This window comes from Kerstersia gyiorum, from assembly GCF_004216755.1.
Classification (GTDB): Bacteria; Pseudomonadota; Gammaproteobacteria; order Burkholderiales; family Burkholderiaceae_B; genus Kerstersia; species Kerstersia gyiorum.
In genome coordinates, this window is the sequence record NZ_SGWZ01000001.1 from 604564 (window position 1) to 628971 (window position 24408).

Below are 24408 nucleotides of genomic sequence, written 5' to 3' on the forward strand. Positions count from 1 at the left end.
ATGATGCGCACTTCTGCGATTTCCGCGTTTTTTTCTTTCTCGTTGCGTTGCTCGGCCGTGATGGCTGCAGTGGCCGTGCCGCTGGCCGGCGTGAGCCAGGCGGCCGAGCCTGCCGTGCAGGCCAAGGCGTCTGGCGAAGTCCGGCGGGTCGATGCCGCCAACGGCAAGGTCACCATCAAGCATGGCGCCATTCCGGAACTGGAGCTTGGGGCCATGACGCTGGTGTATCGGATCAGCCCCGAACTGATCGTGCTGGTCAAGCCGGGCGACAACATCCGCTTTACGGCAACCCGCACTGACGGACAGTATTGGGTCATTGCCATCGACTGATCCTGCCCGGGCGAAAAAAAACCTCGCCGCTGGGGCGAGGTCATGTCCGCATGGCCGTGGGCGGCCATGCCGGGTTACAGCACGTAGCGCGCCAGGTCTTCGCTGCCGGCGGTTTCCGCCAGGCGCTGGTTGACATAGGCGGTGTCGATCACGACCTTGCCATGATGGCTGGAGGCATCGAAGGAAATTTCCTCGAGCAGCTTTTCCATGATGGTGTAGAGACGGCGCGCGCCGATGTTCTCGGTGCGTTCATTGACCTCTGAAGCCAGTTCTGCAAGGCGACGGATGCCATCTTCGGTGAATTCCAGTTCCACGCCTTCGGTGGTCAGCAAGGCGGTGTACTGCTTCACCAGCGAAGCATCGGTTTCCTTCAGGATGCGCACGAAATCCTCTGCGCTCAGGGAGTCCAGTTCCACGCGAATGGGCAGGCGGCCCTGCAGCTCGGGGATCAGGTCGGACGGGCGTGCCAGATGGAAGGCGCCCGAAGCGATGAACAGGATGTGATCGGTGCGCACCATGCCGTAGCGCGTATTGACCGTCGTACCCTCGATCAGCGGCAGCAGGTCGCGCTGCACACCCTGGCGCGACACGTCGCCGCCGCTTTGTTCCTGGCGCGTGGCGATCTTGTCGATTTCATCGAGGAAAACGATGCCGTTCTGTTCCACGCTGGAAATGGCGCTGCGACGCAGGTCTTCTTCGTTGATTTTCTTGCCGGCTTCTTCATCGACCAGCAGCTTGAAAGCTTCCTTGACGGTGATCTTGCGGGGCTTGGTGCGTTCCTTGGCCAGGCCAGCGAACATGCCGCGCAACTGCTCGGTCATTTCTTCCATGCCCGCCGGACCCATGATGTCCATCTGCGGCAGGGGCTGGGCCACGTCGATTTCGATCTCGGTGTCGTCCAGCTGGCCTTCGCGCAGGCGCTTGCGGAATACCTGGCGGGCGGTGTTTTCCTCGCGCTGGGGGCTACCGCTGGCATCGCGCGCGGGCGGAATCAGCACGTCCAGGATGCGGTCTTCGGCGGCATCTTCGGCCAGGGTGCGCACACGCTGCATTTCACGCTCGCGCGTCTGCTTGATGGCGTATTCGACCAGATCGCGGATGATGGTGTCGACGTCGCGGCCGACGTAGCCGACTTCGGTGAACTTGGTGGCTTCGATCTTGATGAAGGGCGCACCGGCCAGCTTGGCCAGGCGGCGGGCGATTTCGGTCTTGCCGACGCCGGTCGGTCCTATCATCAGGATGTTCTTGGGGTGGATCTCATGGCGCAGCGGCTCGGCCACCTGCTGGCGGCGCCAGCGGTTGCGCAGCGCCACGGCAACCGCGCGCTTGGCGCGATTCTGGCCGATGATGAATTTGTCGAGTTCGGAGACGATTTCTCCGGGGGTCATGGTCGAAGCGGACATGTGGGCTATCCTGGTGTGGGGGAAGCTGGGCGGTTCGGCGCATCCGGGGCGCGCGGCGCGGCTCAGTCTTCCAGAATTTCGATGACGTGGTTCTGGTTGGTGTAGATGCACAGGTCGCCGGCGATTTCCAGCGATTTCTTGACGATGGTTTCCGGCGCCATATCGGTGTTGTGCAGCAGGGCCAGGGCGGCCGACTGGGCATAGGAACCGCCGGAGCCAATGGCCGCCAGGCTGTGCTCGGGTTCCAGGACATCGCCATTGCCGGTCAGGACCAGGGTGTGGTCCTTGTCTGCCACGATGAGCATGGCTTCCAGGCGGCGCAGCACGCGGTCGGTGCGCCAGTCGCGGGTCAGCTCGACGGCGGCGCGCATCAGGTGGCCCTGGTGCTTTTCCAGCTTGGCTTCGAAACGTTCCTGCAGCGTGAAGGCGTCAGCCGTGGCGCCTGCGAATCCGGCCAGCACCTTGCCGTGGTAGAGACGGCGGATTTTCCGGGCTGTGCCCTTGATGACGACATTGCCCAGCGTGACCTGGCCGTCGCCGCCCAGCGCGACGCGGTTGCCGCGGCGGACACAGAGGATGGTAGTAGCGTGAAATTGTTCCATGGCGTGCCTTGTTTTCCGGTATGCGGATCAAGCATGAAACATGGGGGCAGACAGGGGATTTTCAAGAGCCGGACCTGTCTGACCCGCTTCGGCGGGTACGCAGGCCGGTCAGGCGAGGTGCGCCGGGCAGGGGAGTGGCCATGGCGGAAGATGGCGCCGGCAGTGGCTGCCTGCCGTTTCTGCAGGCGGTGCGCGCATAGGCGCGCTAGCATTTATCCCAGAGGGGCTGCTTGCCATCGCCAGGATGGCAAGCGAGTCCTGTGAGCCGCAGGGCGGTGTGACCGAGCGATCAGTCGCCGAACATTTTCTGCCGCATTTCGCGGCGTTCCTGGGCTTCCAGCGACAGCGTGGCGGTCGGGCGCGCCAGCAGGCGCGGGATGCCGATGGGCTCGCCGGTTTCCTCACACCAGCCGTATTCACCGCTGTCGATACGGGCGATGGATTGCTGCACCTTCTTCAGCAATTTGCGCTCACGATCGCGTGTGCGCAACTCCAGCGCATGCTCTTCCTCGATCGTGGCACGGTCGGCGGGATCAGGGACGAATTGCGTTTCCCTGAGGTTTTCCGTCGTGGCGCCGGCATTGTTCAGGATGTCCTGTTCGATCTGGCGGAGCCGGTTGCGGAAGAAAGCCAGCTGTACGTCGTTCATGTAGTCCGACTCGGGCATGGCCAGCAGCTCTTGTTCCGTGGGCAGGTCGATGACTTCGGCGTTGCCAGCAACCGGGTTCGTTTCTTGGTTTGCAGCCTTGGTAGCCATGAAAAACACTCCGTCTTGATGATGTTACGGCGTCGTGTCGGGGCATATCACTCTGAATGCGCAACCTGCATACTGCCGGTGGACGTTTCCAGGCGTGGCCCGCCCCTTATTTCGCCAGGCACTGCTCCAGCCCTTGGGTAAAGATTTCCTTGGGCAATTTTCGACCGATAAACACCAGTTTGGTGGATTTCTTTTCCTGCGCACCCCAGGGTTTGCCGGGCTCGGCGCCCATCAGCATGTGAACGCCCTGGAACAGCATGCGGCGGTTCACGCCCTTGAGGTACAGGATACCCTTGTAGCGCAGCAGGTCAGGACCATAGACCTCCAGGACGCCACCCAGGAATTCTTCCAGCAGGCCCGGGTCGAAGGGCTTGTCGGAGCGGAAGATGAAAGCGCCGATCTCGTCGTCATGGGCGGGATGGGCATGGTCATGATGATGGCAGTTCGGGCCGCATTCGTGGCCTTCGTCATCGTCATGATCGTGGTGATGATGTTCGTGACCGTGGTCATGGTGATCATGACCGTGGTGGTCATGGTCGTGATGATCGTGGTCATGCGCGGCGTCGGGATGGTTGTCCGACAGGAATTCAGGGTCCAGCTCCAGGATGGAGTCGATATTGAAGCCGCTGATGTCCAGGATCTTGTTCAGATCGGTATCGCCGAAGTTGACCGGCTCGATGGGCGCACGCGGGTTGATGCGCACCAGACGGTGGCGCAGCGCGTCGTAATCGGCCTGGTTTACCAGGTCTTTCTTGGACACCAGGATGCGGTCGGCAAAGCCGATCTGCTTCTGGGCTTCGGGCTGGCGGTCCAGCGTTTCCATGCCGTGCTTGGCATCGACGATGGTGACGACGGCGTCCAGGCGGTAGTAGCCCGCGACTTCGTCGTCCATGAAGAAGGTCTGGCACACAGGGCCGGGATTGGCCAGGCCGGTGGTTTCGATGATGACGCGCTCGAACTGGATGGCGCCGCTGTCACGGCGCTGCTTCAGGTCGATCAGGGCGCGCAGCAGATCGCCGCGCACCGTGCAGCAGACGCAGCCGTTGTTCAGTTCGACGATCTGTTCTTCGCTATCCTGCACCAGCAGGTCGTTATCAATGCTTTCCGGCCCGAATTCGTTTTCGATGACTGCGATGCGGCGGCCGTGATGCTCCGTCAGGATGCGCTTGAGCAGGGTGGTTTTGCCTGCGCCGAGAAAGCCTGTCAGGACAGTGACGGGGACCATTTGTTCGAGTCTGAGCGGTTGATTCATGCTTGGCCGGTTCTTGCCTGGAGTGACGGGATAATCCACCGAAAATACAGGCTGGAACGTCCTCGGTAACGTATAGGGAACGCTGGATTACATCACAGCACGGCGAGTTGGGCAAACTTTTAGCATACCGGCGCGACGTATGGCTGTAACCGCCGGTTATAACGCTCGTGCATCAGCAGGGAAATTCGGCAATGGCGCGGCATGAATGGCCGTGCTTCAGGCTGGCAAGCCGCGCCAGTGCTGGCTGGCGGCATGACACTGCCGGTAGGGATGTGCTTGCGGACAACAAGTGTCAAAGCGACCGGCTGAAGGGGGCAGGCAGCAGCCAGCGGCGCGTCAGCCGTTCACTGCGCGTGCTGCATGCACGCCTCAGTGCGCGTGGGAGTGGCCGTGGCCGCAATCGGCCTGTTTGCCCGCCTGCTGGCAGGCCGGGCACAAGGCCCGGATTTCTATTTCGTGGGTGCTCAGGGCGTAGCCGGTATGGGCCACGCGCTGGGCCAGCGCGCGCGTCATGTCCGGGTCGCTGAGTTCGGCGACGTTGCCGCAGGCGGTGCAGACGATCAGGATGTCATGCGGCGCGCCGCCCGCATCCAGGCAGGCGGTCCAGGCATTGACGGCATCCAGGCGGTGGATCAGCCCTTCTTCCATCAGGAAGTCGAGCGCACGATAGACCGTTGGCGGCGCGGCACCTGGATGGCTGGCGCGCATCGCATCGAGCAGTTCATAAGCCTTCAGGCTGCGGTCGTGGCGCAGCAGCAGCTCCAGGACTTTGCGGCGGATAGGCGTCAGGCGGCGTCCCCGGCTAAGGCACAGGGATTCGGCGACGGCCAGCCTTTCGGCTACCGGGTCCGCCTGGGGCGGGCGAGGTGCTTGGGACATTCTTTGGCCTGTTCACGCTAAGCGGCGGCGCGGGACACTGTTCCGCCGGGAATGATGGAAAGCCGCGCCGGAAGATCCGCTGCGGCCAGGATATATGTCTCTATTCTAACCACTCTCGCGCGTATGGCGCGGCGATCGGCTGCCACGCGGCGATCGGCTGCCATGGATGAAATGTTATGATATAACCCTATTAATGATATATCGTGACAACGCCATGTCTGCCGTGACCTCTGACCAATCCACAACCGACGCCACGCACGCTGCCGCGACCGTGGCGCATGCCTGTCAGCATGCGCCGGCGCGCCGCGAAGCGCAGGGGCTGGCGCCGCGTGCCTGGCTGGATGCCTCGGCGGCGGCGCGCTTGTGGCTGGTTGGCGGCGTGGCGGTTGCGGGCGCCTTGCTGGTTATCTGGGCGACCTTGCCATGACGGCTTTATCCGTGGCGCAGCCTTTGCCGGCTGCGATCAGCCTGCGCGGCCTGTGCGTGGGGTGGCGGGAACGCATTGTGCTGCACGATTTGAATGGCGAAGTGCGCCATGGCAGCCTGACGGCCATCGTCGGGGCCAACGGCAGCGGCAAATCCACGTTGCTGCGCACCATGATGGAGCAGTTGCCGCCGTGTGGCGGCACGGTGTCATGGGCCGAGTGGGCGCGCCAGGCGCGTGCCTGGCTGCCGCAGGCCTGCGCCATCGACCGCTCGATGCCGGTGCGGGTGATAGATCTCGTTGCCCTGGGCGCCTGGCGCCGTGTCGGCCCATGGGGCAGGCTGTCTCGCAGCGAGTGGGAGCGTGCCCACGCCGCCCTGGACGCCGCTGGCCTGGCATTTTGCGCCAACCGTCCGTTGCGCCAGTTGTCGGGCGGGCAGATGCAGCGCGTGCTGTTTGCCAGGCTCATCATGCAGGACGCGCAAGTGCTGCTGCTCGATGAGCCTTTCGCCGCCGTCGACCGTGAAACTACCGAAGACCTGATGCAATTGCTGCACAACTGGCATGACGAAGGCCGCACCATCATTGCGGTGCTGCACGACCTTGAACTGGTGCGGCAGCACTTTCCCGAAACCTTGTTGCTGGGAGCGGGCGGGATGCTGGCCTGGGGGCCTTCGCGTGAAGCGCTGAGCACTGCCAACTTGCAGCGTGCGCGCCAGTCTGGCCACGGAGAGTGGCTATGACCCTCTATGATTTCCTGTTGGCGCCCTTCGTTGATTTCGGCTTCATGCGCCGCGCACTGGCCGGCACCGTGCTGCTGGCACTGGCGGCGGCTCCGCTGGGGGTGTTCCTGATCCTGCGCCGCATGAGTCTGATGGGCGACGCCATGTCCCACGCCCTGCTGCCTGGGGTGGCGGTAGGTTTCCTGGTGGCCGGCCTGTCATGGCCGGCGATGCTGGCCGGCGGTCTGGTGACGGGCCTGCTGGTGGCGTTGCTGTCCGGCATCGTGTCGCGCCTGACGCCCTTGCGGGAAGATGCCAGCATGGCGGCCTTCTACCTGATTTCGTTGAGCCTGGGCGTATTGCTGGTGTCACTCAAGGGAACCAGCGTCGATCTGATGCATGTGCTGTTCGGTACGGTGCTGGGCCTGGACAACTCCGCGCTCTATCTGGTCAGCGGCAGTACGGCCATTACCTTGCTGGCGCTGGCGATGTTCTACCGCATCTGGGTCGCGGAATGCCTGGACAGCGAATTCATCCGCACCGAATACGGCAAGGGCGGCCTGGCGCACATGGTGTTCCTGGGGCTGGTGGTGCTGAACCTGGTTTCCGGGTTCCAGGTGCTGGGCACCTTGATGGCCGTAGGCTTGATGATGCTGCCCGCTGCTGCTGCCCGGTTCTGGGCCGAATTCATTGACGGCCAGATCGCGCTGGCCGCGCTGCTGGGCGTGACGGCCGGACTGATCGGCCTGCTCTGGTCTTTCCATTGGGATATCCCGTCGTCGCCGGCCATCATTCTTTCTGCTGGCGTGATCTACCTGTTTTCCCTGCTGTGCGGCTCCCGTGACGGGTTGCTGCGCGGCCTTTTCCGGACTGAAACGCAAGGAGATAAGTGATGAGTGCAGGGATGTTGTTTGCAGGTGGGCGTGCGCGGCGCGGCTGGGCACGGTTGGGCGCGGCAATGGCCGTGATGGCGGTCTGCGGGGTTGGTGCCGCGCAGGCCGAGCCGCTGAAAGTCGTGGCGAGTTTTTCCATTCTGGCCGATATGGTCAATGAAGTGGGTGGCGACCAGGTGCAGACCGTGGCCCTGATCGGCCCGAACCAGGACGCTCATAGTTTCGAGCCGCGGCCGGGCGACGCGCGCAAGCTGGGCGAAGCCCAGCTGCTGGTCGTCAATGGCCTGGAATTCGAAACCTGGCTGCCCGGTCTGGTCAAGGCGTCCGGCTTCAAGGGCAGTACTGCCGTGGCCAGCGCCGGCGTGAAGGCGCTGCGCAATGCGGAGGACGGGCACGACGACGATGATGATCACGACCACGGACACGATGACGATGATCACGATGATCACGGCCATGACGACCATGGGCATGATGATCAGGCCCATGGCAATGACAGCCACGGCCATGCGGAGGATGCGCACGGCCACCATCATCATGGTGAGTTCGACCCGCATGCCTGGCAGGATGTCAGGAACGGCATCCTGTACGCGCGCAATATCGAGCGTGCGCTGATTGCTGCTGACCCGGAACACGCCGAGGGCTATCGCCAGCGCGCCAACGATTACGTTGCCCGTCTGCAGGCGCTGGACGGACGCCTGCGCGAGGCGTTCGGCGCATTGCCGCAGGATCACCGTAAAGTGGTGGTGGCGCATGCGGCGCTGGATTATTTCGGCCAGGCTTATGGGCTGGTCTTCCTGCCGGTGGCTGGGCAATCCACGGCGGCTGAGCCTTCGGCCGCAGAGATGGCTCGTCTCATCAAGCAGATCCGCGACGAGCATATCAATGCCGTTTTCATCGAAAATGTGTCACGCTCCAGGTTGGCTGACCAGATTGCCCGGGAAACCGGCGCGCAGGTTGGCGGTCTACTCTTTACCGACGCGCTGGCGGCTTCCGGGCAGCGCGGTTCGACCTACCTGGACATGATGGAATGGAACGCGCAGCAGCTTCTCGACGCATTGAAGCCCCAGTCTTGAGCAATCTGGCCGGCCCGGGCTGCAGTACCAGCCCGGCCGGTACCTGCACGGTCTCGCGGCCTTCAGGGTGGCTGGCCAGCCCGGCGCGTTGCCGGGCTTTGGCAAGCCTGGCCGGCATGCTGGCCGTGGTGCTTGCCGGCCTGAGCCCGCTGGCGGCGCAGGCGCATCCGCATATGTGGATAGACGCCAGCGCGGAGTTTGAATTCGATGAGGCCGGGCGTCTGGCCGCGGTGCGCCAGACCTGGCTGTTCGATGAAATGTTCACGGCCTATGCGCTGCTGGGCCTGGAGAAGAAAAAGGACGGCAGCTATTCCCAGGCCACGCTGGCGCCACTGGCGCAGGAGTGGATGGAAGCGCTGGCCGTGCCGCAGACCCATTTTTTCTCTGGGGTCAGGCGTGGCGGCGGTGACGCGCCACGCTTGCCGTTTGGTCCATGGCGCGACGCCAGCATGGCCTGGCATGGCGATTCCGGTCGTATCTCCATGACCTTCTATCTGCCATTGAAACAGCCCGCCGCAGCCGGCGGCCAGCCTTTGCGACTGGATGTGTTCGACCCGACCTATTACGTGGCCTACGATTTCAGCGCGCCCGGCGCCGTGACCTTGAAAAATGCGCCCGCAGGCTGCGCCCATACCTATCATCCGCCGAACGAACTGGACTGGCAGACAGCCGCCAAACTGGCCGAGTTGCCCGCTGATATCGAAACGCTGCCAGAAGAACTGTTCCTCATCACCCGCAGCCTGTCTCATCGTATTGAATTGAGCTGCCCGTAAAAGGTATTTTCCGTCATGCTTACGCGTCCCCGTTCTCGTTTTTCTCTATGGCACGTGGCGCCGGCAGCTCAGGTTTACCGGCCGCGTTCCGGGGAAGGGAGGCTGCCTGCGTGCCTGGCTGTTGTGGTATTGCTGCTGGCATGCGGCTGGGCCTCCGGCGCCTGGGCGCAGGGCATGGCGCATCCCTTTGGCGTGCCGGAGGCCAGTGCGGGCGGAGGGGCGTACAGCCAGGGCTGGATGGCGCAGATATCGGCCTGGCAAAGCGGTTTTTACCGTCAGTTGACAGGCGCGGTGCGTACCTGGCGCGATGGTGGCGGCGCCTGGCTGCTGGTCTGGCTGTCCTTTGCCTACGGCGTGTTTCATGCGTTGGGGCCGGGGCATGGCAAGGCCGTCATTACCGCCTATGTGCTGGCTAACCGCCAGACCGTGCGCAATGGCGCGATATTGTCCCTGGTATCGGCCATGGTGCAGGCACTGGTGGCGGTGGTGCTGGTAGGCCTGGCCGTGAGTGTGCTGCAATGGGGCGGCGCCACGCTCACGCAGGCGACCTGGTGGCTAGAGCTGGCTTCCTTCGGTTGCGTGGCGCTGCTGGGCGCCTGGCTGGTCTGGAAGCATGCGCTTCGTCCGGTCTGGCGCTGGTGGCAGGGACGCACGGCGCGTGCTCGCGGACAGAGGGAGCATTTCGCACCGGGACAGGGCCCTGCCCCGGCTCATGGGCATGCTCATGCATCTCATGGCTCGGACGGTCATGCCGTCCTGGCGCAGGGTCACGCACATCATCATGACCTTCATCGCGATCATGTCCACGAGCACGACGGCCATGTGCATGACGGGAGCTGCAGCTGCGGTCATGTGCATATTCCGCCAGCCAGCAGCGTGGCGGGCGAACTGAACTGGCGCCAGGCCTGGTCGGCCTTGCTGGCCGTAGGCTTGCGGCCTTGCTCGGGCGCCATCATCGTGCTGGTGTTCGCCTATTCGCAGGGCATGTTCATGGCGGGCGTCTGGTCGGCCCTGGCCATGGGCGTGGGCACTGGCCTGACGGTAGCTGCGATGGCGGTGGTCGCGCTGGTGGCAGGCAATCTGGCTACTCACCTGGTGGGGGGCGAGGGGCGCTGGGGCGCCATCCTGTACGGTTGGATACAGGCGCTGGCCGCATGCGCGGTATTTGCCCTGGGCGTACTGTTGTTCGGTGGCGCCTGGATGAGCGCCGCGCCCCTGGGCGGATAAACCCAGGGGGTGTGGGACAGGGATGCCGGGCTCAGCTCAGGGCGGGGCTACGGCGCTTCGTGTAGCCGCTGGCCTGTTCGTAGGCGTGGCCCAGTTGCAAGACGGCCAGATCCGCATGTGCCGGCCCCATCACTTGCAGGCCCATGGGCAGGCCGTTGGGCCCGAAGCCTGCCGGCACGTTGAGTACCGGCAGCCCGCCCAGGGAGCCGCCTATCACAACTTCCATCCAGCGGTGATAGGTGTCCATGTCGCGGCCGCCGACCTGCTTGGGCCAATGCTGCTTGGCATCGAAAGGGAAAATCTGCGCCGAGGGCAGCACCAGGTAATCGTAGTCCTGGAACAGCGTATCGAGCGCCTTGTACCAGGCCGTGCGGTTCGCCGCGGCCGCCTGGACATCCATGGCGCTCAGCTTGAGCCCGTTTTCGATTTCCCAGATGGCTTCCGGCTTGAACAGGGCGCGCTTGGCAGGGTCTTTGTAGAAACCGCCCAGGCCGCCGGCGATGGTGCTGCTGCGCAGCGCCAGCCAGGTCTTCCAGAGCGAGTCCATGTCGAATTCCGGTTGCACGGCTTCCACCTTGCAGCCCAGGGTGCGGAAGTTTTCCAGTGCGGCGACGCAGGTGTCCATGACACCGGGGTCCATGGGCAGATAGCCATTGAAATCACCCAGCCAGCCGATGCGCATGCCCTTGACGTCGCGTTGCAGCGGTTGGGCGAACTGCGCCGGGTCTTCCTTGATGGACAGCGGCGCACGGCGGTCAAACCCGGCCTGGATGGAAAGCAGCATGGCCAGGTCGGAGACATTGCGGCCCATGGGGCCTTCATAGCCGAGCTGCTGCATGAACACATCGCTGGTCGGGCCGAAAGGCACGCGGCCGAAGGACGGGCGGAAACCAAAGATATTGTTCCAGGCCGCCGGGTTGCGCAGCGAACCCATCATGTCGCTGCCATCCGCGACGGGCAGCATGTCAAGGGCCAGTGCCACGGCCGCGCCGCCGCTGGAGCCGCCTGCGCTGCGGGTGGGGTCGAAGGCGTTCACGGTGGTGCCGAACACCGGGTTGTAGGTGTGCGAACCCAGGCCGAATTCCGGCGTGTTGGTTTTGCCGATCAGGATGGCACCAGCCTTGCGGGCACGCTCGACGATGATGGCGTCGTGCTTGGGCACGTATTCCTTGAAGAGCGGCGAACCGTTGGTGGTCAGGATGCCTGCCGTGGCGGCGAGGTCTTTGGGCGCTTGCGGGAAACCGTGCATCCAGCCCAGGCGGGTGCCGGTGCGGCGGGCGGTGACGGCCTGGCGGTCGGCCTCGGTGGCGGCGGCCAGCAACTGTTCGCGCGGCTGCAGCGAAACGATGGCGTTGTAGGTGGGATTCAGGCGGTCGATCTGATCCAGGTATGCCCCCATGACTTCCACGCAGGAGACCTGGCCGCCGTGAATGGCTTTGGACAGCTCGGTCGCGCTCCAGCCGGTGATGGTACCCTCGGGCCGTGCCGGGGCGGCAGCGGCAAACACGGCAGGGCTGGCGCTGCTGGCCAGTGCGGCGGCGCCCAGGGTCTTGAGGAAGTGGCGGCGGCCGTCCTGTGCGGCGGCCTGGCTATCCGTAATGAGGTGGCTCATGAAGTCTCTCCTGTTGTTGCCTGGTACGGCATCTCGTTATTGTTCTGCTGGAACGAAGCGTAAAAAACCGGGGTGGCAGTGCTTGAACGTACAAGAAGCCGCGCAATACTGCCGGAACTGCTATTAGGAGGCAGAAGGGTCGGTCTTGAATAGGAAATGCCTGCCAGATTTTTGTATGGGCCTGTCAGGCAATGTCTGTGTAAGGGGTGAGGCCCGGTCTGTCGTGGCAGGCCGGGCTGTTGGTTCAGGTGTCCAGGGACGCGTTGGCCAGTTTGGCGTAGCGTTGCGGACGGTAGCGGCGCAGCCAGAGTGCAACCAGGATGCCGTAGGCAGCTACCAGAACCAGGCCGATCGGGATGGCGGTATTGAGAAACTCAATGCCGCCGGTCAGCAGTTCCATGTGTGTGGCGATCAGGAATACGCCGGTGCTCATGGCGCTCAGGCTCAGCAACGGCGCGACCAGGCGCTGCCAGATGTTGGTATGGCGTTTGTCGTGCTGGAAGAAGCAGATCACGGCCAACGAGGTCAGCACCTGCACGCTCAGGATACCCAGCGCGGCCGGTGCGCTACCCAGCGGCAGGACGCCCGTCATCGGGTCGATGCTGGCCAGGCCGAAGGCGGCCAGCAGGATGATGTTGACGATGGCCAGGACGAAGCTGGCGACATGCGGTGTCTTGTGGCGCGGGTGCAGGCGGGCGAAGAATGGCAGGAAGACCTGCTCGCGGCCCAGTGCATACAGGTAGCGCGACAGCGTATTCTGCAGGCTGAGGACAATGGAAAACAGGCTGGTGATCAGCAGGGCATTCATCAGCAGCGACAGCCAGTGGCCGGCCACGCGGGCGGCGGTATCGAACCACATGGTGCCGGGGTTCTGCTCGGCGATGGCTATCGCCTGGCTGGGTCCGTAACTGACGATCAGCAGCCAGGACGACAGCACCAGCAGCGCGGTGATCAGGACCACGGAAATATAGGTGGCGCGCGGAATGGTGCGGGTCGGGTCGCGTGCTTCCTCGGCATAGATGGCCGTGGTTTCGATGCCGATGAAAGAACTGGCCACGAAGGCGAACACCGCGCCTACGCCCGGCGACAGGAAGGCATCCACGGTGAAGGATGCCGTGCTGAAGGATTCCGGTCCGCCACCGTCGCCGATGACGGCCAGGTCGAAGACAATCAGGGTGATGACTTCTATGCTCATCAGGATGCCCAGCGTCTTGCCGTTGAGCGCGACATTGCGCGAGCTGAGCGGCTGGACGATGCAGGCAATGACGATGCTGGCGACCCACCAGGCCACATTGATGCCGACTTCGCTGAGTGCCAGTGACAGGAAAAAGCCGATCATGCCGTAGCAGGACATCTGCAGGCCGCCGTAGGCGACGATGGCGAGGAACGCGGCGGCTGTGCCCATGGGGCGTCCCAGGCCGGTGGAGATATAGGCGTAGAACGCGCCAGTGTTGTGGATATAGCGGCTCATCGCTACGAAGCCCACGCAGAACAGCAGGTAAACGATGCCGGCGACCAGGTACGAGCTGGGCAGGCCGATGCCATTGCCCAGCAGGATGGCGGTGGGGGCTACGCCTACCAGCCCGGTCAGCGGGCCGTTGGTGGCCAGGACGAAGAACACCAGGCTCCACAGGCCGATGGCGTTGCGGTTCAGGCCTGTGGCCTGTCCGGTTTCATTGTTTTGCATAGTGTTGTCTCCTGACCCTGGTGCGAGGCCGGGTCCGTCCGACGGTTTGCGGTAGGCCAGCCTGCCGGCGGACGGGGCTGTTTTTCTTATCGGGAGCCTCGGGCTCCTGTGACGCGAGGCCCGGAAGCGGCGCGCTTGCGGGCGCGCTGCTCCTGAGCGGCTTAGTTGAACGACAGGTAGTGCTTGGTGTAGCCGTCGCTCAGCACTTCCCAGACGGTGGAGGTGCCCTTGGTCACGAACCAGCTGTCGCCGGTGCGGTACAGCTTGCTTTCGCCGGTGGATTCGTCGGTGATACGGACTTCGCCTTGCAGGATGGTGGCCTGTTCGTTGAAGGGGTAGACCAGGCGGTACTTGCCCTTGCCGGTGCCGAAGTAGCCGGCGCTGATCGCGTCGGTCGGTGCGCCGTGGGTCATTTTGCCGTAGGCCTGGATGTCGCCGCCTTCGAGGATTTCGCCGCCGATGCCGGTCAGGCTGCCCCAGGAGTCCAGTTCCTTGATGGTGGTGCCTTGTTGGAGGGGGGTCAGTGCCATGGTGGTGTTTCCTTGTGGGTTGAATGGGTGAAAAGAGTGGGCGTGGGGATCAGCGGCGACCTTGCCAGAAGCCGGCGGTCTGGTGCGCGATCTTGCCCAGGGTGCACAGCAGGGCGCGGGAGCGGTCCTTGCCATGGATGGAGGGGCGGCTGATGGCGCTGACGAGCTTGTAGCGCTCGGAGCCGCCAAGAATGCCTTCGGCCAGGATCTTGCAGATGATCTGGCTGGGCGTGACGCCAAAGCCCGAGTAACCCTGCACGAAAAAGACGTTGTCGTGACCGGGCAGGTTGCCGATCTGCGGGAACAGATTGCGCGAGGTGGCCATGGGGCCGCCCCATGCCAGGTCGATGCGCACGTCCTTCAGGTAGGGGAAGACTTCCAGCATCAGCTGTCGGTTCCAGGCCTTCAGGTCATTCGGGATGTAGTCGAAGTAGGAGGTCGCCGCGCCGAACAGCACGCGGTTTTCGGCAGTAACGCGGTAGTAGTTGATGATCGGACGGATGTCGCTGTAGGCGCCCCGGATCGGGCTGATGCGCTCGATCAGCGCATCGGACAGCGGCTCTGTCATCAGCTGGAATGCATAGGTATTGATGGTGCTGCGGTGCAGTTCCGGCTCCAGGCGGTTGATGAAGCCGTCGCAGGCCCAGACCAGGCGCTTGGCGCGCACGCGGCCCTTGGCGGTACGCAGTTCGACGTAGTCGCCATAGGTGACTTCCACCACGGGGCTGTGTTCGAAAATGCGCACGCCATAGATTTCGGTCACAGCCTTGGCTTCGCCCAGCAGCAGGTTGAGCGAGTGCACGTGGCCACCACCACGGTGCAGCAGGCCGGCCTGGTAGACATCCGTGCCGATGAGCTGCTGCACGTCCTTGCCTTCGACGTAGCGGATTTCGTAGGGCGAACCCAGCGACTTGAATTCCTTTTCCCAGGCGCGCAGCGTCTTGGCCTGGCGGCCGTTGTAGGCCATGTAGCCGTAGCCGCTGTGGAAGTCGGCGTCGATGTTGTACTTGGCGATGCGGTCGCGCATGATCTGCGGGCCGATGTCGCTCAGCGCGAAAATGGCCTGTACGCCTTCGTCGCCGACATCCTTGCGCAGCTTGCCGAGGTCATGGCCGATGCCGGCCATGACCTGGCCGCCATTGCGGCCGGAGCCACCGAAGCCGAGGTAGCGGGCTTCCAGGACCACAATGTTCTCGACACCGTTTTCGGACAGTTCCAGCGCGGTATGGATGCCGGAGAAGCCGCCGCCGATGATGGCGACATCCGCCTCGATGACCTCTTCCAGGGAGGGAAAGCTCAGCTCGTATTTTTTGGTGGCGGTATAGTAGGTTGCGGTTTCGTCGATATGCATGGCCTGTCCTTGTGCTCTCTTTCTTGTCGGAAACCGGCACGGCGTGGCGTAAATGACACAAGGTGCCCGGTTTGGGGCCGGAGGCGTGCCGTCGTGGAGCGAAACAGGCAGACCTGCGGCAGGATTCCGGAAAATTCGTTAACTTGTTTATTAACTCGCAAATCGACCCGGTTGATCTGGTACGTGCTTGCCAAATTTTGCCTGTAAGCGCCGCAGCATACTCAGGTAAACCCTAATCGTTGCTTTCGGGGCTTTGGCACAGAATTTGCTGATCTCGTGGTTGAGAGTCGTTGTGTCACAAGCCGTATTGGCTGGTTTCGTGCATGAATGCAAAGGTGCCGTGCTATGGAAATGCTTCCCGTTGCCCATGATCTGAAGTGCTGGAACGAGTTGTTGCGGCAGGCCTGCGGCCAGTTCGAAGCCAGTTTGTCGGAAGACCAGGGCATCTTCATAGGCAGCATCCAGCAGCAGGATATCGACGGGCTGGGGCTGACACGGATACGCACCAATGCGGGGCGCATCGTGTGCCGCCAGATGGCAGCGGCGCAGGATTCTGCCGACGACAGCCATTGCTTCCTGGTGGTGCAGCGCCAGGGCAGTTCCCTGTTGCGCCAGAAAGGCCTGGCGATGGAGCTGCTGCCGGGCGACATGGTGCTGATGGATGCGGTGCAGGGTTGCGAAATCGTGCCCAAGGGACTGATGGAGCACGCGTCGGTACATCTGGACCGCGGCAAGGTGGCACGCCTGCTGCCGGAAAAGCTCAACCAGCTGTGCCGTATCGGCCGCTTCAGTTCCAGCAGCCGGCTGGCACGCATCCTGGTGGAGCAGATCTGCGCGGGCGATATCGGTGAATGCGCAGTGGCGGGCGATGGCGCTGCCATGCAGGAAGCCTTGCTGTCGCTGCTGGCGCAGTCGCTGCGGCAAGGAGAAGGGCGGGCCGCCAGCATTTGGCCGGAAGCTGCACAGGCCGAGGACGCCCTGTTGCCAGTTGCCGCGCGCGGTCGCAACGGCGGCGGGCTGCTGGCAGTGGCGCGCGGCCTGATAGAGCAATCCCTGGCAGACCCCTTGCTGTCGCCGGTGCGTATTGCCGACCGCATGGGGGTATCGGTGCGCCAGCTGTACCGCCTGTTCGAGGAAACCGGTGACAGCGTATGCCGCTATATCCAGCGGGCGCGTCTGCAACAGGCGGCCGTGGCGCTGCGCAGCGTGCTGACCGAAACCCGTTCCATCACGGACATCGCCTTTGCCTGCGGCTTCAATGACGCGGCGCATTTCAGCCGCGCGTTCCGCAAGCAGTTCGGCATGTCGCCACGCGAATATCGCATGGGAGCGCAGTAGGGTCGGGCAGCGTCAGCCGTCGCGGCGCCGGGCCCGAGGGTGGGCCTGGTCATAGACCTTGGCCAAATGCTGGAAATCCAGGCGGGTGTAGATTTGCGTGGTGGAAATATTCGCGTGCCCCAGCATTTCCTGGACAGCACGCAGGTCCTGCGCGGATTGCAGTACGTGGCTGGCGAAACTGTGGCGCAGCATGTGCGGGTGCAGATGCGTGGGCAGGCCTGCGGCGATGGCCAGTTGGGCCAGTTGCTTTTGCACCATGCGTGGTGAAATGCGGCGGCCGCGCGCACCCAGGAACAGCGCGTGGCGGTCTTGGGGCAGGGCCTGCGCCGGGGCCAGCGCGGGCCGTGCCGCCAGCCAGGATTGCAGCGCCTGGCGGGCATGCGAACCGACAGGCACGATACGCCGTTTGCCACCCTTGCCCAGCAGATGGGCTTCATTTTCATCCAGGTCTATCCAGGCCTGTGAGCGGTAGCCATCATCATCGGCATAGCGGATGTCGAGCGCCACCAGCTCGGACAGGCGCAGTCCACTGGAGTAGAACAGTTCCGCCATGGCGTGGTCGCGGGTGGCGGCGCTGTCGTGGCCGGCGCGTGCCGCTGCGTGATTCATCAGCCCCTGGGCCTGCTCCACGGACAAGGCCTTGGGCAGGCCGCGCGCAGCCTTGGGCGGGCGCAGGTCGGTGGTGGGGTTGCCGGGCATGCCGGATTGCGGTGCCCACCAGCGGTAGAAACCGCGCCATGCCGCCAGCATGCGCGCCAGCGCGCGCGGTTGCATGCCTTGGCCGTGCATGCGTGCCAGGTACTGGCGCAGGTGGCCGTTGGCGGCCTGTTCCGGCGCCATGCCGTCCAGGCATGCAGCCAGGCGCGTCAGGTCGGTGCGATAGGCAGCCAGGGTCGGCGGCGCATAGCGGCGCTGGTGCGCCAGGTAATCCAGCCATTGCAGCATGGAGGTCGGCAAGGGCCGGGCCTGGCTGGAGGAGGAAGTCATGGTTCTGGGCGCTGTCAGGCGTTTTGTTCGGGGGGGCAGGTGTCGGCTGTCTCGGCCGGGGCGGGGGCCTGTGCCGGGGCTGAGGCTTCCAGGCGAGTCAGCATGGCGCCCGCCAGTTGCGCGATGCGTTCCAGGAACAGTGTTTCCATGTTCGGCACATAACGTTCCCGGCTGCTGTCGGCGAGGATCAGCAGGCCGGTGGTCAGCGCGCCTTCTTCGGTGCTGCCGTCGTCGTGCTGCTGCAGCGCATGCAGCGGCACGATGGCCAGCGAACCTGCCGGCGGCGCGGCATCGCCGGGCATGGCCGCCAGCAGCGGAGCCAGCGCCTGGTTGGCGGTGCTGCTGGCGCAGCAGGCTGGGCGAGACTGTGCCGTGGCGTACTGGCGCAGGGCCTGCACAGCGGCTTCATCCAGAGCATGCGCGGGAGCTGGCATCACGCCATCCGGGCCTGCCTGCACGTGGAGCTCGGGTTGCCAGGCCAGCAGCGTGACGCTTTGCAGGTCGAATTCGCGTGCCAACCCCAGTACGAAGCGCGGGCCCAGCTGGCTGGCGTCTGCTTCGGCCAGCAGGCCGGCCAGCCAGGCGTGCAGCTGCGCGCTGATGCGTTCGTTGCGCGCCGCCTGCTGGCGCAGTTCGGCCAGGGCCAGTTCCAGCGTACGCACCCGGTCGCGCAGCAGCAGATTCTGGCGTTCTCCTAGCGGAATGACATGTGGCAGGCGCGGGTGCGGCACGGAAACGGCGCTGAAAATCTCTGCATGTTCCGTCAGGAAACCGGGGTTGTGTTCAAGAAAACGGGCAACCTCGGCGGCGTGTAGCGAGTCGTTGGGCATGGCGTCTGGCATTCCTGGAAATGGGCCTGGGTCAGCAACCGGCAGGCAGTTGCTGGGCGACCAGTCGGTCGATGTCGATTTCCCCATGATAGACCGTGACGGCTGGGCCGGTCATGCGCAGTTGTTGGCCGTCCCAGGCGATGGTGAGTACGCCGCCGCGAGTCTGCACGCGCACGGGGGAGATCAGGTCGCCCTGGCGGATGCCGGTCACCACGGCGGCGCAGGCGCCGGAACCGCAGGCCAGGGTTTCCCCGGCGCCGCGTTCGTACACGCGCAGCCGGGCCTCATGCGGGCCGGTCACCTGGAGAAAGCCGACGTTGACGCGGCGGGCGAAGCGCGGATGGCTTTCCAGCACCGGCCCGAGCTGTTCGACGGGCGCGGTCTCTACATCTTCCACGCGTAGCACGGTATGGGGGTTGGACACGCTGACTACCGATAGCCAGGGCTGCTGCCAACCTTGGGGCAGGCCGGGGGCGGAAAGCGGCAATTGCCATTGCGTATCCTCGCCTGACTGGCGTGTTGCCAGGCTGCTGGCATCGAAGGGCAGGCTGCCAGGCAGGAAGGACGTACTGCCCATGTTGACGGTGACTTCCCCATCGGGGCCCTCTTCCAGCAGAATGACGCCGGTACAGATTTCCGCGCGCAGCGGATTGCGCGCCGACAGCCCATGCTCATGGACATAGCGCACGAAGCAACGCGCGCCATTGCCGCAGTGCTCCACTTCACTGCCGTCGGCATTGAAAATGCGGTAGCGGAAATCGGCGTCGGCCCGACTGGCAGGCTCTACCACCAGCACTTGGTCGGCGCCCACGCCCCGATGGCGATCGGCCAGGGCGCGAATGCGCTCCGGCGTGATGTCCAAGGTGGCGCGCACGCCGTCGAGCACGACAAAATCGTTGCCGGCGCCATGCATCTTGCTGAATTTCCAGAGCTTGCTCATGACTTCATTTTCCATCCGGAGGGTGTCGGGGCAGGCTGGGCTGCCCCCGGGATTTCATCCCCATTGTGGCATTTTCGCGCCAGCGGGCGGCGCGTGGGGCAGCCGCCCGTTCAATAGCGGCCAGTCATGCCGGGCGGCGTGGTTTTGAAGCGACGATGCACCCAGTAATACTGGCTCGGGCATTCGCGTACCCAGCCTTCGATGAGCTGGTTGAGACGTACCGTTGCGGCTTCGGGGCCGTCCTCGCCCGGGAAGTCCTCCAGCGGAGGCAGGACACGGATCGTGTAGGTGCCGTCCTCGGGATGCCAGACGGACAGGATGGGCAGCACGGGCAGCGCCCATTTGCCGGCAATCTGTGCCGTCGAGGTCAGCGTTGCGGCGGGGTTGCCGAAGAAGGGGGCGAAGATGGAACCCCGGCTGCCGAAATCCATGTCCGGCAGATAATAGATCGGCCGGCCGTCCCGAACATGCTTGAGCAGGGTACGGATACCGTCGCGGCGGCTGACCAGTTGCACATCGTTGAAGCGTGTACGGCCTTCGCGGATCAGCGCGTCGATTTCCGCATCGCTCTGGGTCGAGTACATGGTGGCGGAACTGGGCACGTCCATGGTCAGGCGGGATGCCGCGGCATCCAGGCCGATGAAGTGGGGCGCCAGCAGCAGCGAGGGCTGCTTGTCGTCCAGGCAGCGTTGCAGGTGTTCGAAGCCTTCCACGCGCACCATGGCGCGCACTGCATCGGGCGTGCCGAACCAAAGCACGCCGCGGTCGAGTACCGATTGTGCCAGCGCATGGAAATGTTGGCGCAGCAGGTGTTCGCGTTCGTCGCCGGTGAGCGCCGGAAAGCAGAGTTCAAGGTTGCGTCGGGCCACGCGCACACGCGGCTTGACGAGCTTGTACGACAGCCATCCCAGTGTCTTGCCCAGGCGCAGGCGCGTGCTTGGGCGCATGCGGCCGAACCAGGCAAACAGCCGGCGCAGGAGGCGGATTTTCAACGAAGGACGGTCCATGGTGTGACAGGGCTAAGGCAGCACCTGCCGGGGGGCAGGCAGGTGCGGGGTGAGGATGAGCTGCCGTGGCAATAACAGGGGCAGTGGTAGTGGCGATCCTGGGGGGCGGGACGCCTGAGGGGGCCCGCAATGGCGGCCCGGCGGTTTCCCGCCAGCATGGCGGTTACTCGCCGGCATCCGGGGCCGTGGCGCCGGGCGGCGGCGCGCCACGCGGAACCTTGTAGCGGTTATAGCCCCACAGGTACTGTTCCGGGAAACGCCGTATCAGTTTTTCCATTTCGACATTGATCAGGGCGGCCTGCTCTTCCGCAGATTCCGGCAGGGGCTCGGGGACGCGGGCGTGGTGGATGCGCCAGCCCTTGCCGCCGGGCAGGCGCTCGGCGGCGGTCAGTATCACGATGGCATTGCTGTTGCGCGCCAGTTTGCCGGGCAGGGTAACGGTATAAGCCAGGCGGCCGAAAAATGGTGCCCAGACGCCTTCACCCTGGCTCGGCGCCTGGTCGGGCAACATGCCCACGGTTTCCTTGTCGCGCAGGATGCGCACGAAAGCCCGCACGCCCTGGCTGGTGGCGGGCACCGTGGAGACCCCGGACGTATTGCGCGCAGCTTCCATGGCCGGGGCCAGCCAGGGCTTGCGCGGCGGCCGGAACATCACGGTGACGGGGCGCTTGCGTGCGAAATAGCGCGCCGTGATCTCGAATGACCCCAGGTGCGGTGTCAGCATCAGCAACGCACGCCCTTCCTGGCGGGCGTCATCGACGACGTACTCATCGTCGCAGACGACCTGTGCCAGACTGGCATCGTTGCGAAACCAGATGCGCGGGGATTCGAGGATCATCGCGCCGGTTTCGGCGGCCGCGCGGCGGGCAAAGGCAGGATCGTCGTAGCCGGCCTGGATGGTATTGGCACGCAGGCGCTCACGATACTTGCCGGGCAGGGCGTAGATCAGGCGGCCGGCGCCACGCCCCAGCATATGCAGGACAGGCAGGGGCAGGCGGGCTAGCAATCGGAGCAGGAACAGCAGCATGGTCGGGGTATGGACAGGGCGAAAGTTCGCGTCGGCAACAGGGTCTATTTGAGATTATCGTTGCATTTTCGCTTAGAATGGCAATCGCTACCGTGTTAACCGACAACTTGCGGGGTGGCGCCGGAATTATCCGGCTGTGGTATTACCGCTAAAGCGTCGCGCCCGATTCCGTCCTGTCACGCCGGCTCCTGGGGGTGCAACGCCTCGTTTCATCTGAGAGCCGGCCCATGCCGGTCTATAAAGGACATAATCGTGGTGCAGAACTCTTTCCTTTTCACCTCCGAGTCCGTATCCGAAGGGCATCCTGACAAGGTTGCCGACCAGATCTCCGATGCGGTGCTGGATGCCATTTTCGAGCAGGACCCCAACGCTCGGGTGGCGGCCGAAACACTGTGCAACACCGGTCTGGTGTTGCTGGCGGGCGAAATTTCCACCACGGCCAATGTCGACTATATCCAGGTAGCGCGGGATACCATCCGCCGCATCGGCTACGACAACACCGATTACGGGATCGACTACAAGGGTTGCGCCGTTCTGGTTGCCTACGACAAGCAGTCTCCCGATATCGCCCAGGGCGTGGATCGCTCCAGCGAGGATTACCTGAACCAGGGCGCGGGCGACCAGGGCCTGATGTTCGGTTATGCCTGCGATGAAACCCCGGACCTCATGCCCGCGCCGATCTGGTATGCGCACCGCCTGGTGCAGCGCCAGAGCGAACTGCGCAAGGACGGCCGCCTGCCGTGGCTGCGTCCGGACGCGAAATCCCAGGTTACCTTCCGCTATGTGGATGGCAAGCCGGCGGAAGTCGATACCGTGGTGCTGTCTACCCAGCATGCGCCCGAAATTTCGCAGGAGACGATCAGGGAAGCAGTGATCGAGGAAATCATTCGTCCTTGCTTTGCCGAGGGCCTACTGACCCCCAAGACACGCTTCCTGGTGAACCCGACCGGCCGTTTCGTCATCGGCGGCCCGCAAGGCGATTGCGGCCTGACCGGGCGCAAGATCATCGTCGATACCTATGGCGGCGCATGCCCGCACGGTGGTGGCGCTTTCTCCGGCAAGGACCCTTCCAAGGTCGACCGCTCGGCCGCCTATGCGGCGCGCTACGTTGCCAAGAACGTCGTGGCTTCCGGCTTGGCGCGCCAGTGCCAGGTGCAGCTGAGCTATGCCATCGGCGTGGCCGAACCCATCAACATCACGATCTACACAGAAGGCACCGGCATCATTCCGGATGACGAAATCGCCAAGCTGGTGCGTGAGCATTTCGACCTGCGTCCGCGCGGCATCGTCAACATGCTCGACCTGCTGCGCCCCATCTATTCCAAGACGGCGGCCTATGGCCACTTCGGCCGTCCCGAGCCGGAGTTCAGCTGGGAAGCCACAGACCGCGCGGCATTGTTGCGCAAGGGCTGAGGGGTTCAACTCGGCAGCTGGCGGCCCAGGCCGCCGGGAATAACGGGGAGCTGCCCATGGCAGGCTCCCCGTTGGTCATTCTGTCCGGGCGCAAACGGCAGGGTGGCGGGCATGGGCGTTTGCATGGGCAGCCTCCGGGCAGGTGTATTGTTGCTGTCATGCACGTCTGGCCCAATGGCGCTATGTTCCACTGCTCCGTGCCGACATGAAAATTCTGCTCGTGACCGATGCCTGGCATCCCCAGGTCAATGGCGTTGTACGGACCTGGACCGTCATGTGCGCATTGCTGACAGCCTGGGGACATGAGGTCCGGGTGATTGAGCCTGGCGGCGCACGCACGATAGGCGCTCCGTCCGAGCCCACCCTGAGGTTGTGCATTAACCCCGGACGCCACTTCCGGCGCCAGCTGGGCGCGTTCCAGCCTGATGCCGTGCACATTGCCACGGAAGGGCCGTTGGGGCTCGCGGCGCGGCGTCATGCGCTCCGGCATGGCTGGCGCTTCACGACGTCGTTCCACACCATGTTTCCCGATTACCTGAAAGTACGCATGGGTGTGCCCGCCCGCTGGTCGTGGGCGTTCATGCGCTGGTTCCACAAACCGTCCCAGCGCGTGCTGGTGCCGACGCGCAATATTGCGGATGTGCTGAGTGCGCGTGGCTTGAAGAACCTGCAGGTATGGGCGCGCGGCGTCGATCTGGCGGCGTTCGCGCCGGATCTGCCGGCACCGCCGGAACTGGCCCATCTGCCGCGTCCGGTCTGGCTGAATGTGGGGCGGGTGGCACGAGAGAAAAACCTGGATGCCTTTCTGGCCCTGAAATTGCCGGGCACCAAGGTGGTGGTCGGCAGCGGCCCGGAAGACAGGCGCCTGCGCGAGCAGTATCCGGATGTCCTGTTCGTGGGGCCGCGCCGGCATGCGGAACTGCCACCGTACTACGCGGCCGCGGATGCATTTGTCTTTCCGAGCCAGACCGACACGTTCGGTCTGGTCATGTTGGAGGCCATGGCCTGCGGTACGCCGGTTGCGGCATTGCCGGCGGATGCGCCTCGCGAGGTTGTGCGGGAAGGGGTGACCGGTTGCCTGGACGCGGATCTGGCGGCCGCCTGCCTGCGCGCGGCGCAATTACCGCGTGGCAGCGTGCGCGAAGGGGTGCAGGCCTTCACCTGGGACGCCATTGCGCAGCAACTGCTGGATGCACTGTGCGGGGTCAGTACGGTACAATTCCGCGCATCCTGAGGAGCGCTGCGACGCACCAGCCGGTTTCGGTGTGCCAGGCTCAGGATAGTTTCGTCACCCACGTGGCCGGCAGGGTCATCTTGCCGTGCGTGGGGCAGCCCGGGCGTTTGCCCAGGC

General features: G+C 64.3%; 24 protein-coding genes and 1 riboswitch. Of the genes, 10 read left to right on the forward strand and 14 right to left on the reverse strand.

The features are described from left to right. Entirely contained in the window at positions 1 to 330 is a 330-nt protein-coding gene (locus tag EV679_RS02740) for a copper-binding protein (protein ID WP_238591291.1), read from the forward strand. A gap of 74 nt (positions 331 to 404) precedes the next feature. Here the strand turns inward: EV679_RS02740 and hslU are convergent, their stop codons facing one another. The 5 genes from hslU to EV679_RS02765 all read right to left on the reverse strand — a co-directional run bounded on the left by hslU (position 405) and on the right by EV679_RS02765 (position 5223). Next, complete coding sequence (gene hslU / locus EV679_RS02745; RefSeq protein ID WP_130486459.1) at positions 405 to 1733, reverse strand: ATP-dependent protease ATPase subunit HslU; 1329 nt, start codon at positions 1731 to 1733, stop codon at positions 405 to 407. A gap of 62 nt (positions 1734 to 1795) precedes the next feature. Then, positions 1796 to 2335 (reverse strand): ATP-dependent protease subunit HslV, encoded by a 540-nt coding sequence (hslV, locus tag EV679_RS02750; RefSeq protein WP_068367493.1) that lies wholly within the window; start codon positions 2333 to 2335, stop codon positions 1796 to 1798. A gap of 289 nt (positions 2336 to 2624) precedes the next feature. Beyond that, positions 2625 to 3002, reverse strand: a complete 378-nt coding sequence (gene dksA, locus EV679_RS02755) for an RNA polymerase-binding protein DksA (protein ID WP_193755146.1) — start codon at positions 3000 to 3002, stop codon at positions 2625 to 2627. A 196-nt stretch (positions 3003 to 3198) separates the two neighbouring features. After that, complete coding sequence (locus EV679_RS02760; RefSeq protein WP_130486460.1) at positions 3199 to 4344, reverse strand: CobW family GTP-binding protein; 1146 nt, start codon at positions 4342 to 4344, stop codon at positions 3199 to 3201. Positions 4345 to 4713: 369 nt separating this feature from the next. Further along, entirely contained in the window at positions 4714 to 5223 is a 510-nt protein-coding gene (locus tag EV679_RS02765) for a Fur family transcriptional regulator (protein ID WP_068367489.1), read from the reverse strand. Positions 5224 to 5416: 193 nt separating this feature from the next. Here EV679_RS02765 and EV679_RS02770 point away from each other — a divergent pair, with 193 nt between their 5' ends. The 6 genes from EV679_RS02770 to EV679_RS02795 are packed head-to-tail and all read left to right on the forward strand — an operon-like array spanning position 5417 to position 10335. Beyond that, complete coding sequence (locus EV679_RS02770) at positions 5417 to 5650, forward strand: hypothetical protein (protein WP_165389938.1); 234 nt, start codon at positions 5417 to 5419, stop codon at positions 5648 to 5650. Further along, the gene (locus EV679_RS02775) at positions 5647 to 6390 is read left to right on the forward strand and encodes a metal ABC transporter ATP-binding protein (protein ID WP_068367485.1); all 744 of its coding nucleotides are present in this window, start codon (positions 5647 to 5649) and stop codon (positions 6388 to 6390) included. The genes EV679_RS02770 and EV679_RS02775 overlap by 4 nt, the downstream gene beginning before the upstream one ends. Then, positions 6387 to 7262, forward strand: a complete 876-nt coding sequence (locus EV679_RS02780; protein WP_068367483.1) for a metal ABC transporter permease — start codon at positions 6387 to 6389, stop codon at positions 7260 to 7262. The genes EV679_RS02775 and EV679_RS02780 overlap by 4 nt, the downstream gene beginning before the upstream one ends. Positions 7263 to 7273: 11 nt before the next feature. Beyond that, on the forward strand, positions 7274 to 8335 hold the full coding sequence (locus tag EV679_RS02785; RefSeq protein WP_068367841.1) for a metal ABC transporter solute-binding protein, Zn/Mn family: 1062 nt from the start codon (positions 7274 to 7276) through the stop codon (positions 8333 to 8335). Further along, positions 8332 to 9108, forward strand: coding sequence for a DUF1007 family protein (locus tag EV679_RS02790; RefSeq protein ID WP_242611414.1), 777 nt, complete (start codon positions 8332 to 8334; stop codon positions 9106 to 9108). The genes EV679_RS02785 and EV679_RS02790 overlap by 4 nt, the downstream gene beginning before the upstream one ends. A 15-nt stretch (positions 9109 to 9123) precedes the next feature. Then, positions 9124 to 10335: a nickel/cobalt transporter gene (locus tag EV679_RS02795; protein ID WP_130486461.1), complete on the forward strand. Its 1212-nt coding sequence runs from the start codon at positions 9124 to 9126 to the stop codon at positions 10333 to 10335. A gap of 31 nt (positions 10336 to 10366) precedes the next feature. On the opposite strand, the gene EV679_RS02800 is transcribed toward EV679_RS02795, so the two are convergent. From EV679_RS02800 to EV679_RS02815, 4 genes are all read right to left on the reverse strand, one after another. Continuing rightward, positions 10367 to 11947: an amidase gene (locus EV679_RS02800; protein WP_130486462.1), complete on the reverse strand. Its 1581-nt coding sequence runs from the start codon at positions 11945 to 11947 to the stop codon at positions 10367 to 10369. 244 nt (positions 11948 to 12191) lie between these two features. After that, entirely contained in the window at positions 12192 to 13634 is a 1443-nt protein-coding gene (locus EV679_RS02805) for an APC family permease (protein WP_068367481.1), read from the reverse strand. Between the two features lie 161 nt (positions 13635 to 13795). Next, positions 13796 to 14164, reverse strand: a complete 369-nt coding sequence (locus EV679_RS02810) for a cupin domain-containing protein (RefSeq protein ID WP_068367479.1) — start codon at positions 14162 to 14164, stop codon at positions 13796 to 13798. Positions 14165 to 14213: 49 nt separating this feature from the next. Next, on the reverse strand, positions 14214 to 15515 hold the full coding sequence (locus tag EV679_RS02815) for an NAD(P)/FAD-dependent oxidoreductase (RefSeq protein WP_068367477.1): 1302 nt from the start codon (positions 15513 to 15515) through the stop codon (positions 14214 to 14216). 345 nt (positions 15516 to 15860) lie between these two features. On the opposite strand from EV679_RS02815, the gene feaR reads away from it, so the two are divergent. After that, entirely contained in the window at positions 15861 to 16853 is a 993-nt protein-coding gene (gene feaR / locus EV679_RS02820) for a transcriptional regulator FeaR (RefSeq protein WP_130486463.1), read from the forward strand. Between the two features lie 12 nt (positions 16854 to 16865). On the opposite strand, the gene xerC is transcribed toward feaR, so the two are convergent. The 5 genes from xerC to EV679_RS02845 form a co-directional block, all read right to left on the reverse strand. After that, on the reverse strand, positions 16866 to 17840 hold the full coding sequence (xerC, locus tag EV679_RS02825; protein WP_068367473.1) for a tyrosine recombinase XerC: 975 nt from the start codon (positions 17838 to 17840) through the stop codon (positions 16866 to 16868). A gap of 14 nt (positions 17841 to 17854) precedes the next feature. Beyond that, complete coding sequence (locus tag EV679_RS02830) at positions 17855 to 18670, reverse strand: DUF484 family protein (protein WP_068367470.1); 816 nt, start codon at positions 18668 to 18670, stop codon at positions 17855 to 17857. Between the two features lie 31 nt (positions 18671 to 18701). Next, entirely contained in the window at positions 18702 to 19610 is a 909-nt protein-coding gene (dapF, locus tag EV679_RS02835) for a diaminopimelate epimerase (protein WP_130486464.1), read from the reverse strand. A 110-nt stretch (positions 19611 to 19720) separates the two neighbouring features. Beyond that, entirely contained in the window at positions 19721 to 20617 is an 897-nt protein-coding gene (locus EV679_RS02840; protein WP_068367467.1) for a lysophospholipid acyltransferase family protein, read from the reverse strand. Between the two features lie 163 nt (positions 20618 to 20780). After that, positions 20781 to 21644 carry a lysophospholipid acyltransferase family protein gene (locus EV679_RS02845; RefSeq protein ID WP_130486465.1) on the reverse strand — a complete coding sequence of 288 codons (864 nt, stop codon included), beginning with the start codon at positions 21642 to 21644 and terminating at the stop codon, positions 20781 to 20783. Positions 21645 to 21896: 252 nt separating this feature from the next. On the opposite strand from EV679_RS02845, the gene metK reads away from it, so the two are divergent. Together metK and EV679_RS02855 are read left to right on the forward strand one after the other, a co-directional pair. Beyond that, entirely contained in the window at positions 21897 to 23057 is a 1161-nt protein-coding gene (gene metK, locus EV679_RS02850; RefSeq protein WP_127775283.1) for a methionine adenosyltransferase, read from the forward strand. 205 nt (positions 23058 to 23262) lie between these two features. Continuing rightward, positions 23263 to 24291 (forward strand): glycosyltransferase family 4 protein, encoded by a 1029-nt coding sequence (locus tag EV679_RS02855; protein WP_068367461.1) that lies wholly within the window; start codon positions 23263 to 23265, stop codon positions 24289 to 24291. Then, a riboswitch (S-adenosyl-L-homocysteine riboswitch) is annotated at positions 24284 to 24367 on the forward strand. It overlaps the preceding gene by 8 nt. Positions 24368 to 24408: the final 41 nt, after the last annotated feature.

Coding starts and splice junctions, on each gene's coding strand:
- EV679_RS02760 (WP_130486460.1), bottom strand. CDS start 4,344: ATGAATCAACCGCTCAGACTCGAACAAATGGTCCCCGTCACTGTCCTG.
- EV679_RS02795 (WP_130486461.1), top strand. CDS start 9,124: ATGCTTACGCGTCCCCGTTCTCGTTTTTCTCTATGGCACGTGGCGCCG.
- hslV (WP_068367493.1), bottom strand. CDS start 2,335: ATGGAACAATTTCACGCTACTACCATCCTCTGTGTCCGCCGCGGCAAC.
- dapF (WP_130486464.1), bottom strand. CDS start 19,610: ATGAGCAAGCTCTGGAAATTCAGCAAGATGCATGGCGCCGGCAACGAT.
- feaR (WP_130486463.1), top strand. CDS start 15,861: ATGGAAATGCTTCCCGTTGCCCATGATCTGAAGTGCTGGAACGAGTTG.
- EV679_RS02775 (WP_068367485.1), top strand. CDS start 5,647: ATGACGGCTTTATCCGTGGCGCAGCCTTTGCCGGCTGCGATCAGCCTG.
- EV679_RS02740 (WP_238591291.1), top strand. CDS start 1: ATGATGCGCACTTCTGCGATTTCCGCGTTTTTTTCTTTCTCGTTGCGT.
- EV679_RS02855 (WP_068367461.1), top strand. CDS start 23,263: ATGAAAATTCTGCTCGTGACCGATGCCTGGCATCCCCAGGTCAATGGC.
- xerC (WP_068367473.1), bottom strand. CDS start 17,840: ATGACTTCCTCCTCCAGCCAGGCCCGGCCCTTGCCGACCTCCATGCTG.
- hslU (WP_130486459.1), bottom strand. CDS start 1,733: ATGTCCGCTTCGACCATGACCCCCGGAGAAATCGTCTCCGAACTCGAC.
- EV679_RS02810 (WP_068367479.1), bottom strand. CDS start 14,164: ATGGCACTGACCCCCCTCCAACAAGGCACCACCATCAAGGAACTGGAC.
- EV679_RS02770 (WP_165389938.1), top strand. CDS start 5,417: ATGATATATCGTGACAACGCCATGTCTGCCGTGACCTCTGACCAATCC.
- EV679_RS02840 (WP_068367467.1), bottom strand. CDS start 20,617: ATGGACCGTCCTTCGTTGAAAATCCGCCTCCTGCGCCGGCTGTTTGCC.
- EV679_RS02780 (WP_068367483.1), top strand. CDS start 6,387: ATGACCCTCTATGATTTCCTGTTGGCGCCCTTCGTTGATTTCGGCTTC.
- EV679_RS02815 (WP_068367477.1), bottom strand. CDS start 15,515: ATGCATATCGACGAAACCGCAACCTACTATACCGCCACCAAAAAATAC.
- EV679_RS02845 (WP_130486465.1), bottom strand. CDS start 21,644: ATGCTGCTGTTCCTGCTCCGATTGCTAGCCCGCCTGCCCCTGCCTGTC.
- EV679_RS02765 (WP_068367489.1), bottom strand. CDS start 5,223: ATGTCCCAAGCACCTCGCCCGCCCCAGGCGGACCCGGTAGCCGAAAGG.
- dksA (WP_193755146.1), bottom strand. CDS start 3,002: ATGCCCGAGTCGGACTACATGAACGACGTACAGCTGGCTTTCTTCCGC.
- EV679_RS02805 (WP_068367481.1), bottom strand. CDS start 13,634: ATGCAAAACAATGAAACCGGACAGGCCACAGGCCTGAACCGCAACGCC.
- EV679_RS02800 (WP_130486462.1), bottom strand. CDS start 11,947: ATGAGCCACCTCATTACGGATAGCCAGGCCGCCGCACAGGACGGCCGC.
- EV679_RS02830 (WP_068367470.1), bottom strand. CDS start 18,670: ATGCCCAACGACTCGCTACACGCCGCCGAGGTTGCCCGTTTTCTTGAA.
- EV679_RS02785 (WP_068367841.1), top strand. CDS start 7,274: ATGTTGTTTGCAGGTGGGCGTGCGCGGCGCGGCTGGGCACGGTTGGGC.